This is a genomic window from Chryseobacterium sp. GW823-FHT05E08 (genome assembly GCF_058795655.1).
The window spans coordinates 16,325-30,206 of sequence record NZ_JBXAHY010000001.1 but is presented as its reverse complement, the minus strand read 5'-3'; the positions used below and the strand labels follow the sequence as shown (position 1 = coordinate 30,206).

General features: G+C 35.8%; 11 protein-coding genes. 5 read left to right on the top strand and 6 right to left on the bottom strand.

The window, feature by feature from the left end:
• Positions 1-449 precede the first annotated feature (449 nt).
• Positions 450-3,017: an AAA domain-containing protein gene (locus AC1Q7L_RS00130; RefSeq protein ID WP_492305903.1), complete on the top strand. Its 2,568-nt coding sequence runs from the start codon at positions 450-452 to the stop codon at positions 3,015-3,017.
• A gap of 78 nt (positions 3,018-3,095) precedes the next feature.
• On the top strand, positions 3,096-4,217 hold the full coding sequence (locus tag AC1Q7L_RS00125) for a DUF4236 domain-containing protein (protein WP_492305904.1): 1,122 nt from the start codon (positions 3,096-3,098) through the stop codon (positions 4,215-4,217).
• 46 nt (positions 4,218-4,263) lie between these two features.
• Here the strand turns inward: AC1Q7L_RS00125 and AC1Q7L_RS00120 are convergent, their stop codons facing one another.
• From AC1Q7L_RS00120 to AC1Q7L_RS00110, 3 genes are all read right to left on the bottom strand, one after another.
• Positions 4,264-6,342 (bottom strand): type IA DNA topoisomerase, encoded by a 2,079-nt coding sequence (locus AC1Q7L_RS00120; protein ID WP_492305905.1) that lies wholly within the window; start codon positions 6,340-6,342, stop codon positions 4,264-4,266.
• 20 nt (positions 6,343-6,362) lie between these two features.
• Positions 6,363-7,814: a DUF3945 domain-containing protein gene (locus AC1Q7L_RS00115; protein ID WP_073174672.1), complete on the bottom strand. Its 1,452-nt coding sequence runs from the start codon at positions 7,812-7,814 to the stop codon at positions 6,363-6,365.
• A gap of 98 nt (positions 7,815-7,912) precedes the next feature.
• Positions 7,913-8,194: a helix-turn-helix domain-containing protein gene (locus AC1Q7L_RS00110; protein WP_073174892.1), complete on the bottom strand. Its 282-nt coding sequence runs from the start codon at positions 8,192-8,194 to the stop codon at positions 7,913-7,915.
• 329 nt (positions 8,195-8,523) lie between these two features.
• Here AC1Q7L_RS00110 and AC1Q7L_RS00105 point away from each other — a divergent pair, with 329 nt between their 5' ends.
• Complete coding sequence (locus AC1Q7L_RS00105; RefSeq protein ID WP_073174674.1) at positions 8,524-9,417, top strand: cation diffusion facilitator family transporter; 894 nt, start codon at positions 8,524-8,526, stop codon at positions 9,415-9,417.
• A gap of 101 nt (positions 9,418-9,518) precedes the next feature.
• Positions 9,519-9,860: a DUF2511 domain-containing protein gene (locus AC1Q7L_RS00100; RefSeq protein WP_073174675.1), complete on the top strand. Its 342-nt coding sequence runs from the start codon at positions 9,519-9,521 to the stop codon at positions 9,858-9,860.
• Between the two features lie 84 nt (positions 9,861-9,944).
• Here AC1Q7L_RS00100 and AC1Q7L_RS00095 read toward each other — a convergent pair whose 3' ends face one another.
• Positions 9,945-11,273 (bottom strand): exodeoxyribonuclease VII large subunit, encoded by a 1,329-nt coding sequence (locus tag AC1Q7L_RS00095; protein WP_492305906.1) that lies wholly within the window; start codon positions 11,271-11,273, stop codon positions 9,945-9,947.
• Between the two features lie 151 nt (positions 11,274-11,424).
• On the opposite strand from AC1Q7L_RS00095, the gene AC1Q7L_RS00090 reads away from it, so the two are divergent.
• Positions 11,425-11,910, top strand: a complete 486-nt coding sequence (locus tag AC1Q7L_RS00090; protein WP_492305907.1) for a DUF4385 domain-containing protein — start codon at positions 11,425-11,427, stop codon at positions 11,908-11,910.
• Positions 11,911-12,304: 394 nt separating this feature from the next.
• Here AC1Q7L_RS00090 and AC1Q7L_RS00085 read toward each other — a convergent pair whose 3' ends face one another.
• Positions 12,305-12,919, bottom strand: coding sequence for an alpha-ketoglutarate-dependent dioxygenase AlkB family protein (locus tag AC1Q7L_RS00085; protein WP_073174679.1), 615 nt, complete (start codon positions 12,917-12,919; stop codon positions 12,305-12,307).
• Positions 12,920-13,046: 127 nt separating this feature from the next.
• Positions 13,047-13,823 carry an XRE family transcriptional regulator gene (locus AC1Q7L_RS00080; RefSeq protein ID WP_073174680.1) on the bottom strand — a complete coding sequence of 259 codons (777 nt, stop codon included), beginning with the start codon at positions 13,821-13,823 and terminating at the stop codon, positions 13,047-13,049.
• Positions 13,824-13,882 lie beyond the last annotated feature (59 nt).

The window sequence follows — 13,882 nt, the reverse complement described above, 5'->3', positions numbered from 1 at the left end:
GAAACTCCTTGATTCAAGAAATTTAAATAGCCTACAAATATACCGATTATCTGTATTTACAGACCTTATTGATCCATTTAATTGTAGATTAAAAAACAAAAGCAAAACTAAAATGACTTACATACTTTTATTTAAGATTGTTCTGCAAAATTTTCAGTAACATTTATTAGGCTTATTAATTCAATCTCATCCAATTTTAAATCTTTTATTAATTCAAAATAATCATTTACTTAAATCTAAATATTTACTTTTTATTTCTCTAGAATGATAAATTCCGTCAATTGCTATATCACGATTTCAGAGACTTTTCAATAATTATTAGTTTTAAATGTAATTAGTATTTCTCAATTTTCTTATATCCAATGACATTTTCTTTCTCTAAGGTATAACTAATTCTTACCAGAAAAATTTGATGTCAAGTTATTATATTTGTAAACAACTAATAGCACATGCAAAAAAAATATTCACATATCCTCAAAAAACAGACTATCAATATCGATGGCAAAGACAGAACTGATGAAATAGAATCTTACTCTTTTGATGACAATAAATGTGTAGTGGTGTATAAAAGTAATGGTAGGGCTTATTCTTATCCTCAAAGCAGAATTAAGATTGTTAGATCTGCTCTTCAAAGTGAGAGAGCAGGAAATATTTTTTCTTACATAAAGGCGATCGCGGAAAGCGTTGGTTTAAAGATAGAACCAGACAATAATATTCTGGCCAATAGCTATAAGAGGATATCTGTTATCCCCGAAACTTCTATTCTTTACAATTATCTTAACGGGAAAGAACCCGATAAGAATTACCACACCTCTCCTATTGAAATCTTTCCTTTTGGTTTTAATTTAAGTCAGAAAGCAGGAGTTGACAATGCGTTTTCAAATCCGCTAAGCGTTATTGAAGGTCCTCCTGGAACAGGAAAGACACAGACTATTCTTAATATTATTGCCAATGCGGTAATGAATAATCAGAGTGTGGCTGTGGTTTCAAGCAATAATTCGGCAACAAAAAATGTTTTTGAGAAGCTGGAGAGTAAGGGAGTTTCTTTTATAGCGGCATTATTGGGAAGCAGTCAGAATAAAAAAGAATTTATCGATGCTCAGACTGAAATTCCGGATTTATCAGGTTTTAGATTAGAGAAAGAACAGGAACAATCTCTTATTCAATCTACTCCACTTCTTTTTGCTGAACTTGCTGAAAAATTGGAACTTAAGAATGAACTGGCTTTACTTACACTCGAAATAGATAAGATCAAAACAGAACATCAGCATTTTACAAATGATGTCACTTTGGCAACTGAAATCCGTTTTAAAAAGAATGTCAGTTCAGATCAGCTGCTTTCTTTATGGGTTACCTTGGAAGACTATGAGAAAACAGGCAAGAAATTTTACTGGTGGCGTAAACTGATATTTCCTTTTCTGTATGGGGTAAGAGATAAGATTTTTTATACCTTATCGTATGAAGAAATGATCAGAATTGTCCAGGCAAAATACTATGGAGTAAAAATTTCAGAGCTTGATTTCAGAAAGCAGGAACTGCAAAATACATTACAGCATTTTTCCTTCCATGATAAAATGAAAGAATATACGGAAGGATCAATGCAGCTGTTTAAAAACAAACTCTACCAAAAATATAAAGAAGAAAAACGTTCAGAATATACCGAATGGGATCTTCGTTTTAAATCAGAAGAGTTTATTAAAGATTATCCTGTTATTATGAGTACAACCTACTCATTGAGAAGAAGTCTTGCTGAAAACGTAGTCTACGATTATGTGATTGTTGATGAATCTTCACAAGTGGATCTCGCAACGGGTGTACTCGCATTATCCTGCGCAAAACGGGCTGTCATTGTTGGAGATTTAAAACAGCTTCCCAATGTAGTGGATTCGGAAACAGTAGAAAATACAGATCAGATCTTTAAGAACTATGATATTCCGGAACCTTATCGGTATTCCAGTCATAGCCTGCTTTCTTCTATCACAGAAGTATTCCCGGAAGTACCTAAAACACTGTTAAAAGAACATTATCGCTGTCATCCTAAAATCATTAATTTTTGTAACCGTAAGTTTTATAACGATCAGTTGATCATCCTTTCGGAAGGACAGACGGAAAGAGAACCTTTACTGGTATATAAAACAGCTGAAGGTAACCATGCTCGCCAAAGAGAGAATCAGCGACAGATTGATGTCATTATTCAGGAAATCATTCCACAACAAAAGCTGGAGGGTGTGAATCTGGGAATTGTAACGCCTTACCGTAATCAGACCTTAGCACTGCAAAGAACATTTCACGGAACAGATATCAAAGCCGATACGGTGGATAAATTTCAAGGAAGAGAAAATGATGTAATCATTCTCTCTACTGTAGATAATGAAATCTCAGAATTCACCGACAATCCTAACCGTCTGAATGTAGCCATTTCCAGAGCCAAAGATCAGCTGATTCTATTGGTGAACGGAAATGAAAGTGACAATGACACGAATATCTCAGATCTGATCCGTTATATTGATTACAATAATTTCACTACAATAAATAGTGAGGTACACTCTATTTTTGACTACCTGTACAAAGGGTATGAAGAAAAAAGAAGAACACTTTTATCATATCAAAAAAAGGAATCTGTTTTCGACAGTGAAAATCTAATGTATGCGTTAATAACGGAAGTGTTATCCAACGATCAATTTTCAAAATATGGCGTTATTCTGCATCATCCATTAAGAAATTTACTGTTAGATTTTTCGAGATTAAGTGCTGAAGAAGAACGCTACGCAAGACATCATGCTACACACCTTGATTTTCTGATCTATAATAAGCTGGGGAAAAACCTTGCATTGGCTATTGAAGTTGATGGTTATGAGTATCATAAAACGGAAAGCAAGCAAGCTGGAAGAGATCGTATGAAGAATGAGATTTTAGAGAAGTATAGAATACCTTTTGTACGATTTTCCACTACAGGAAGTGGTGAGAAAGAGAGGTTGATTAGCAAACTAAATGAAATAGCGAAGAATAATTCCTGATGAGATTACGGTTTTCCGTAAACTTTTCTGTCTGTAGTAGTTTAGATTTGTGATTGCAATCATCTTAAAAACTATATCATGGCTTGGTCATACAGAAAGAGAATCAAAATAATTCCCGGTGTACATTTGAATTTCAGCAAAAGAGGAATTTCTACGAGTATTGGGGTTAAAGGTATGAGTGTAAATTTGAGTTCGTCAGGCACGAGACTTAATACCAATTTTTCAGGTTTTTCAAATTCATACAGGCTTTCCGGTTCTTCATCATCAAGGACTTCCTTGCAATCTTATCCTGATCCACAACCTTTTTACACTGAGTTATCAGATAACATTTTTAGTGCCGATATTCACGAGATAACATCTCAAAATATGGCAGGTATCAAAGAATCTATCTTAATGGCTCAACAGCAAAAAGCGGAATTGAAGACGGATCTGAAGAAAATAAAAAAAGCGTTAACCTTTACCAAGACCAAGAAAGTTGCAAGTTATATCTTTATATATGGGTTGGTAAACAAAAATATTGTACAACAGATAAATGAGGATATTAAAGCACAAAAAGAAGCTCTTAAAGAAACCAAGATTGTAATTGATAACTCGGCTGTTAATATAGACATACAGTTCGATGATCCCTCTAAGAGAAAGTATGAACAATTACAGCATTCTTTTAAAAATCTAACTACAGCACATAAAATATGGGATATTACCGGAGCGCATTTTCAGGATCGTGTGGCTGCCCGATCTAGCGCCAGCACGTTGGTCAACAGAAAAGATGCAAGAATTGGTTTTAAATCACTTCCCATCATCACATCAAACTATGAAGCTATATATTTTCAAAATGTGAATGGAGCGGATATATATTTTTATCCAACATTTATACTGATGTATAAAAATGATCAGAACTTTGCAATTATTGGGCTTGATGAACTTAATGTTACATTTTCTTCTGTAAGTTTTACCGAAACCAGCAGTGTTCCTCGTGATTCAAAAGTTATTAGAAAAACATGGGCGAAAGTCAATAAAAACGGAACTCCCGACAAAAGATTCAAGAGCAATTATCAGATACCTGTTGTTCAATACGCAAGGCTGAGGATTTCTTCCAGTAGTGGTGTTAATGAGGAATATCAAATAAGTAATTTTGAATTCGCCCAAGAGTTTGCAAATTCATTTCAAGAGTACAAAAGTTTGTGCAAGGAATTAGCTTAAAATCGATTTCAGAAACAATAAGATTAAAAATATGATCTTTAATCATCTAACAAAATTTAAAAATCAAATTTACTTTATCATCAAAACTTAAATAAGCATCAAACTTTTTACCGTTTTTGCTTTTCATATTCTTAATGAGTGATGTTTTGTTTTGAGTTAATAGTAAAGCAAGATCTTTTATGCTAAGTTGTACTCCGCATATGGTTCTAAAGAGAATCCAACCGCATTGTTCATCTGGGCATTTGACAATTTTTTCTTTGATCATAAGATGATGTTGTTGGCATTTGGGGCATATTAATTGTGGAATATTTTCTTGGGGAATATGAAGTGATAAAAGTTCGTTGGTGATTTCAGTTGTATAGTGTTGGATGTCGTTGATGAATTGGTTTTTACTGAGTTCACCTTTTTCAATTCTATCCAGTGCTATTTCCCATTCTGCGGTCATTTGGACATTGGCTATTTTTTTGTCTTTGACAAGATTGTAAACCTGCAAGCCTTTATCTGTGGGAATTAATGTTTTGCTTTTTCTAGTGATATAGTTTCTGCTGAGCAGCGTTTCGATAATGGAAGCTCTGGTGGCTGGGGTTCCAATGCCGATATTGGAGAGTGCTTTTTGTTCTTCTTTGTTTTCAATAGATCGGCCTGCATTTTCCATGGCTGATAAAAGGTCAGCTTCAGTAAAAAGTTTGGGAGGTTGCGTTACTTTTTCCAGTAGTTCGGTTTTTGATATCTTCAGCTCATCTCCTATTTTGAATTCCGGAAGCTCAGTAAGGACTTCATATTTATTATTGGAATTTTCATTGTCAGATAGAATTCCTTTGATGGCTCTCCAGCCTTTCTCTAGGATTGTAGAGCCTTTGATCTGGAATTCATAATGATGTACTTTGATGATGATGTGGCTGACTTGTTTGGTGCAGGCATGGGACAAGGATTCTAATAAACGGTAAGCAATCATATCATAAATGGCTTTTTCCGTAGCGCTAAGTGCGGAAGGTGTTTTGGTTGTTATGAGTAATCCGTGATGGTCGGTAACTTTTAGATCATTGACAATCCGCTTATTGAAATTTCCGAACTTTAAAGTTGATATGGGTGGCTTGAAATGATGGGTTGCATTGAGGATTCTGACCAGTTCAGGAATTTCAGGCCATAAATCTTCAGGAATATACTTGCTGCCGGTTCTGGGATAGGTAATGAATTTCTTTTCATATAAACTTTGGGCAATCTGTAAAACCTCATCGGCAGAAAGTCCCAATTTTCGGTTGGCTTCTTTCTGTAATTCCGTGAGATCGAAAAGTAATGGAGACTGTTCCTGCACTGTTGTAATGGATACATCTTCTACAACAGCTTTTCCCTCCCGCTCTATAGATTTTTGGATTTGTTCTGCCTGTTTTTTTTCTTCCCATTGTAATAATGAAAGGCTAATGAAGTCTGTATATTCTTTTCTGTGATTCAGCTGGATTTGAAAGTACTTTTGCTTGGTGAAGTTTTGATGCTGAAGAAACCGTTGGCAGATTAAAGCAAGGGTCGGTGTCTGCACTCTGCCTAATGAATAAACATCTTGGTTTCCTGCGATGGTTAATGCCTGGGTGGCATTGATTCCTACCAGCCAGTCCGCTTTGCTTCTGGCTTTAGCAGCTTGATATAAACCTTCAAAGGTATCGCCTGGCTGAAGGTTTTTAAATCCGTCCTGTATTGCCTTTTCGGTAAGGGAGCTTATCCAGAGTCTTTCAAAAGGTTTATTGCACTGTATGTAGTGATAGATATAGCGGAAGATCAACTCTCCTTCCCTTCCTGCATCTGTTGCGACAATAATACTGCTGCATTGATTGATGACTTGCTGTATGGTGTTGAGTTGTTTTAAAGCTGAAGGATCAGGCTCATAGCCTTTTGCTTTCTTTAGTTTTTTGGGAGTCAGAATAAAGGGCTTGGGAAAGATAGGCAAAGAGGCTTTGTTAAAGCCTCTTATACCATAATCTTCCGGCATTCCTAATGCGATCAGATGTCCTAATGCCCAGGTGATACAATAGCCATTACCGGATAAATAACCATCTTTCTTTTCATGGGCTCCTAATAATTGTGCAATTTCTCTTGCGACACTCGGTTTTTCTGCGATGATTGCTTTCATATGATGGATTTAGATGATTATTATAGTTTTTGTCCTCTTGGTTTTCTAACCTTTTTTTGCTGATCTTCCTGCTGCTTATTAACAGGCTGCTGCTGTTTTGATTCTAAAGCCTCCTTCACACTTTTAGTAGCTTCATTGGTTTTACCTTGGGTGTTCACAGCAGTTTGGGTCTTATGATCTTCTGTAGGTTTTGCCTCCTCTTTAAGTTTATTAGGATGATTGAAGGAGAAATCGGTTTTGGAAGTCTCTTTGTTGAAGGTAATATAACCTTGATAGGCTTTACCTTTAGCATCGGTAAGACCGTCAACGTACACGGTTTGCCCGGCTTTGAACTTTTCATATTGTGAATCGTCCAGTTCTTTTCCTCTGAATATTTTGGGCGCTTCTTGATCCGTATGTTGGGGTTGCTGTTGGTTATGGTGATATTGACTTTGTTGTTGATTCTGATTATTATTGAACAGAAATTCCACATACCGCTTATCCGCATTGAACTGTACGGTGGCATCGAAAAGTTCACCTTTTTTAGAGGTCATGCCTTCAAGATACAATGGTGCTCCTTCCAGTAGGGTTTGTTTCTGATGTTCATCAAGCTTAATTCCTTTTATTTCATCAGGGATTTTCATGTACTCCGCTCTATAGGCTACCAATTCATTGGTTAAACGGTCACGGCTGATGACAGATGGAATGATTTCATCGGTTTTAGGATTAACCAGATTGACTACCCTGCCCATATTCCCGGTTTCCTTTAGATTCTTTTTATCTTCATCACTGAACTGATGACCTAAGAATTTACTGTTAAGATTAGGTTCTTTTCGGATACCATGCAAATGAACGGCAACCTGTCCTGTATCTCCTGTTTGAAGGGATAACCGGACATCCATTTTGCTCACTGCCGTTCCCAGATTAATGGTGATGGGAATTAATGTATTGGTTTTAAAACCTCTGAGTAATGAATCCATCGCATTCATTTTTTCAAGCTTCTCCTGATTAAGTCCGAACTTTTCCATCGTTTTCCAGTCGATTTGCTCAGGCTTAAAACGATATTCTTGATTGTCTGTGTTGTTGTCCATTATATTTTGATTTTTTGGATTGTTGTTGTGTTGAGGTAAAACTTCATAGTCTTTCAGCTTTTCTTTTTCTTCGGGTGATGCCTGATCGACATATTTTTGAAGATCGTTAGCGGTATTAACAGCATCATATTCTGAAACTTTGAAAAAGTTGAAATGCGTGGGATTTTTAAGCTGCCGGTAAAAATTGGAAAAGAAGTTGGAAAATAGATCGCCGTGCTTATCAACTCTGATCAGCGGCTCATTATCCTTTTTTTCTTGTGGAGGAACCTTTTGAAGATTTCCATCTTGATCAATTCCTTTGACCATTTCAACCTGGTTGGTATGAATGTTCAGGACAAGGAGTGTGTCTGTTGCCGGTTTGAGTTCATTGGGTTCCTGAGGGTTTATCAATTCATTTTCCATTGTATTTCATTTAATGGAACCAAGATATAGGCTCAATTAAGAGAATCCTGAAGGTTGGAACGGTGGTGAATGATTTGGCTGTAGATGTCTTGTTACTATCAAGAGTTTAAACATTCTCTGATCAATTGATGGACATCCGAAAGCTTATAGTACAACTTTCCACTGATGGTATAGTAAGGCAGCTTTTTATCAGTCCGGTACCGCTGTAATGATCGGGAACTTATTTTTAAAAGCTGTAAAACATCCTGATTATCCAGAAGCTGCTCTCCGTCTACTTCTATAAACCTGGATTGGTTCTTAATCATTTGTTCTTTCAGTAGGTCAAATCTTTCCATGATTCTCTCCATCCAGGCTATAAATTCTGTTCTTTCAATATTCATAATGGTGATTTTATGATTGTTGGTGATGTAAAATTGATCAACAGAAATCATATAAAATCACTACTTTTTCATAGTAACGAAAAGATTTTTACTGATTTTTTTAAATAGCTTTTAAAAATGATCGATATGTTGATCCATGAGATAATAATGGAAGAGATAAAATTGTTTTAATTCAAAATTCAATTCTAAGTATCTGTTCAGATATTTTTTATTTTGAAACAAAAGCCATAATTTTATTAATGATTTAAGTACATCAGCTCGTATAGGGAATCTATCTGTTTTAATGTATTGAAGTAATTTTATTGTTCTCTTATTAATATCCATCATTAATGGCCAATAATCGCAAATCAATTTACAGTGCACTTGCCGCTAACCTACTGATCGCTTTGACAAAGTTTATTGCAGGGGCATTTACCAATAGTTCTTCAATGATATCCGAAGGAATTCATTCAACAGTAGATACCGCGAATCAGCTGCTGCTTTTATATGGAATCAAAAGGAGCAGGAAGCCCGCAGATGAGTCTCATCCATTTGGGTACGGCAAGGAGCTCTATTTCTGGTCCTTCGTGGTTTCAATTCTTATATTTGGTTTAGGAGGTGCTTTATCCATCTATCAGGGAATTTTGCACATTATGGAACCCGAGGTGATGAAAGATCCATTCTGGAATTATATTGTATTGATACTTTCCCTTATTTTCGAAGGGACCTCTTTGTTTATCGCTGTAAAAGAATTTAACAAGACCCGCAACGGGTTGAGATGGTGGGATGCAATCATCAAAAGCAAAGATCCGGGAAGTTTTCTTGTAGTTTTTGAAGATGGTGCCGCAGTTGCCGGTCTGCTTGTTGTTATGATATTAATGGGGATCAGCCATTGGTTACAAATTCCAGCATTGGATGGTCTGGCATCGGTAATCGTAGGCTTAATACTGGTTTTTGTCTCGCTTATTCTGGCCAGGGAAAGCAGGAGCCTGCTGATGGGTGAAGGCATAGCACCTGAAACAAGAGAAAAGATTGCTAAACTGGCTGAAAAAGATACTGCTGTCGTCAGAACAAAAAGTATACTCTCTACGTACCAGTCACCTGAAGAAGTTGTACTGATGCTGATCATCGATTTCGAAGATCATCTGGATACAGAAGAGATCACAGAGGCCATACACCGTATTCGTGACCATATTAAAAATGAATTCCCATTCGTAAGATTCGTTATCATTCAGCCGGAATAACTCATTATAGTGTATGATCTTGAGAATTTTTAATTTTTACGGAATTCCGTAAAAATCTGAATGCTGACATTTCTACATTTGTCAGAAATATATACTGTTCCATGAAAAATCTTATTCTATTTTCAATCTTTATTTTGATCTTCTCCTGCAATTCACCTCAGGCAGGAAACACCCTTACATTTACCAAACAGAACTATATAGGAGAATGGCCTTTTTCCGTTAATGAATTAGAGGTCTACTGTTCAGGTTACAAAGAGATCTATGGCAGGGCGAGCAATGGTAAGGTCTATGCGCTAAATGGTTCTGCAAAAGGCGCTTCACATAATGATCCGTCTATCAGTAAGATTGAAGAGATCTGGTTGGATGACCCTAATTGGAAAGGATTAAAAATTTCTTACGGAGATTTTGTAACGCAGGGCCTTACACTCTGTGCGAATAAATAATAATGACAATCCGTCATTATCTATGTATTCATTAAGAGGTTACCCGATCACTCAGCTTAGGTAAAAAGGATATATTCCTATCTTTTAAAGAATTTTTGCAAGCATAAAACCAATTACCAGTGCCAATAAAAATGCGATGATAATTTTAACGTAATCATTTTTACTGCTATGAACTTCTTGATTCAATCTGGCATTTTCCTGTCTCAAAGTTTCCACTGTGGTATTTAAAGACGCCGTTCTTTCATTGATTGAAGATTGAACATTCTTTTCGTATAAAACTGCCATCTCTTTTTTGTAGTTTTCCATTTCTTGCTGTCGCTGTTTCTGTTGCTCGTGGAAACTCTTTTGCATACCTTCCAGCTGTTCAGTAGAAGATTTTTGAAGCTTTTGAAATTCTTCATTTCTGACCTTTAGCTGATCCGCAAAAGTTTTGTTATGGGTTTCTATCTGTTCTTTATAGGTTTTTTGAGCCTCTGTAAATTCCTCATTTTTCTTCTTCAATTGTTTTTCCAGGGTTTCCACCTGCTCCGAAAACTGCTTTGTCACATCTTTTTTGACCTCATCGATTAATAATGCCCTAGAATTGGATCTTTCATGTGATAACTTTTCGGTGATGGAATGAAGTCCGGCACCATAATCGTGGGGAAGGTGAAATCTTTTATCGGCAAGTTTATCGAGTAATGTTTCATCGACGGTATGGCCGATTGCTGTTACGGTTATAGGAGCCATTGTAATGAAGACCTCTGAGAGGCTGATGTTATTGAAAGTTTCCATACTTTGGCGATCACCACCTCCCCTTACCAAGGCTACAATATCGTAATCCAATGCTGAAATTTCTTTTAGTTTTGAGATAATGGCCGTTGAGGAAGTGATATTGCAGCTATCATCTGAAATATCGAAGTACTTTACTGAAACATCCAGCCCTTCGTAAAAATCCTTTTGGACAATAGCATTGTTACCATAAATGTTGATGATTCTGATTTTTTCATCTTTTAGCATTTTATTTCTGATCATTGTCTCAAGGTTCTTTGATCCCTGTTCCAACTTTTTTTGGATCAGACCATATCGTTCCAGTTCATCTTCCGATATCGATTTTTCCTCCTGCTGGACGATCTCATCAACCACAAAACGGAGTTCAATAGATGAATTCTTGATACTTTTCTCAATAAAGCCTCTCAAAATATAGATTTCATTGTTTATGATCTTGCTTCTAAGCAGCGAAGAGATACGGATTCCAATAGATACATTATCCCCTTCCGAGAAAAGCTGGTCATAGTAATAATTACCATAAGCCTTACCTGCACCATAGGAATATCTTCCTTTGAGATAAATGAGGTTTACCATCGCATTAAGCTTCAGCGCATTGCTGAAAATCCCTATTACCGACGCCGGAGAATAAACTGGATAACTCACTTCATTGCCTTCCATGGATAATCATATTTTAAATCAAAATTCACACAAAGATAATGCTATTGAAGAACTGAAAGTGTATTGGACCATAAAGGATTTCATTAAATAACAGACAATAACAAGTCAAGGGCATCATGTTTGTTTCTTCATTTAAATGATCAGCGACAAACCAACTTACCTCAATTTCGATAAGGACAACTATGCCTGGAAGTCCGATATAGACTACCGTCTGTATCCTGAGAAATATAAAGTTGGTAAAGGTGAACAGGGCGTTTTGATCTGTGAACCTTATAAATCAGAAATAGGAAAACACTGGCTTTTCAAAAATACAGAAATTGCCAAAGTAAGTTCAGAAATGATCTTTTCTATATTTTTGGATTATCTGGAACAGGATGACTTTGTCGGAGCAGATATGGCAAGAAAATATCTTCAAATGGGCTTTACAAGGGCAAGGCGGTACTTTAATTTTAAAGGAGGCAAAAAATACAATGCTGAAAAAGGATATCAGCAGTTGGAAAAAGGAACGGGTGACCCAGAGAAAGCTAAAGCTGCGGATATTTTTTATAAAAAATGGAAAGAAGCAGAGAAAAATCAAAAATACACCCAATTAAAAAAAATATGGAAAGAGAAGTATGGATAAATTGTTTTGACAACTTTATTATATTCTCTTTTTTGAAACAGCAGGACTTTAACTGGGTTATAACGATTGTAATAATTTATAGATGCTATTTTTCATACGCTGCGTTATTCTGAAATACATTTAAACCTTCCATCTTCTCATTGCTAACATTATAAACAATTTCAACTGAAAAGGATGATAATTTATACAATATAAACTTTAGTTTATTCTTATGAGTTTCACTGATTACAACTCCCTCAGCACTAACAAGTTTATATTGAGATTCCTTTGATAGATTTTTAAAATCGTAATATGTAATGGACATAGGGTTGGTTTTTAATTTTATATCTGCCGGAGAGCATGAATTTTCTCTTTGCAAACAAGACGTTAAGTTGGAAGTTAATACATTTAAATATTATTGACCTAACATTCGGATGAATCGAAATGTGAGATTAATTCTTTCTTTCATTGGAACAGTAGACTTAGCGATCCGATGCTCCCAACTTTCCTGAAGATCGCCTTTCATAATAAGTAAGGAACCATGAGGCAATGGTAAACTGTATTTGCTCTGATGATGGTCTTTCTTTCTGAAATCAAAGTTTCTGGTTTGTCCAAGGCTGATGGATGCGATGACAGGTCGTTTTCCATATCGGCTTTCCTTATCCCGATGCCAGGCAACGGAGTCATTATGATCACGGTATAGATTTAACAGAACCCCATTGAATTGGCAGCCAAATTCCTTTTCAATTCTTTGTTTTAATGAAAACAATTCAGGAGTCCATGGATTGGTTGGCTTTTTCTCTGCTTCAGAATCATTATATTTTGAATCCCCATACCAAGCGGTCAATCTTGGAGTAAGCACAATCTTATCATACATTTTTTGAGTACGCTGTTCCCAGGGAGCAGTTTCCAACAATTTGTTTTTAAGCAGATCGGCTTCTTCCCTACTCAGAAAACTCTCTCTGTATTCCAAAAGGTCTTTTGGAAACTCATACAACTCTTCTGCATCAAATAAACTAAGCTGACTCATTGTAATTTTTCTTTAAATCATTTAACTTTGTCTTATTCCGTTTCTACGGAATAATTTTTTTTCATCATTTGTGTTTTTACTTCCCTTCGGGGAAGTTTTTTAATTATACCGCGTACTCAAAATAAATTCAATTCTTATCTCCCATTTTTTCTTTGATCTGTCTGATATCAGTTTTAATTTCTGTGATAAAATTTTGAATATGGTGTTCTGCAAATTCATCAGGCTCATATTCTTTGGTATTAATACTACAGGCAAACTCCCAGATTTCTTTAATTTCAGGCAATGGAATTTTATACGGTTCATAAAATTGATTGTCAGCCTTTACCCATATCCCATCTGCTTCATGAAACTGAAATCTTTTGTAGCTGATACCATCATTGGTGGTAATAAAAACATACGTTCTGTCCGTTTTCAAGTCCGAAAGATTTTCTACATATTTTCCTACGATATAGGTTCCGTTCTTATAGGGGGGCATTGAATCTCCGTCAGCTGGAAATGCTCTGAACTTACCCCCTTTTAAAAAAGGTAATGATATGGTCTCCAAACCTTCTATATATTCTGGATCTCCATAGCCATTCAAGTAGCCCATAGAAGCTTTTTGGGGGATAATCTCAATCTGATTGTTTCCATCTTGATCAACCTTTATAGGCAGAACAATCCTATTCTCAGGAAGCTCCATGAGTTCCTCGATAGAAAATTTTCTGACATCTACAGTCAACAATAAGTCGATGCTTATGTTATAGAATTTTGAAATTCTAAGCAATATTTCAATAGGAGGTTCTGTCCTGCCATATTCATAGGCGACATATCTGGATCGGGTAAGAATTAATAGATCTGCAAGTTCTTGCTGAGTCATATTTTTCTTTCCTCTCAAAAACACGATGTTATCAGAGAATTTTGACATTGTTACAATTTTAGACAACAAAAATACAAAATTTGTTTCAAAACGTGACTAATTTTGTC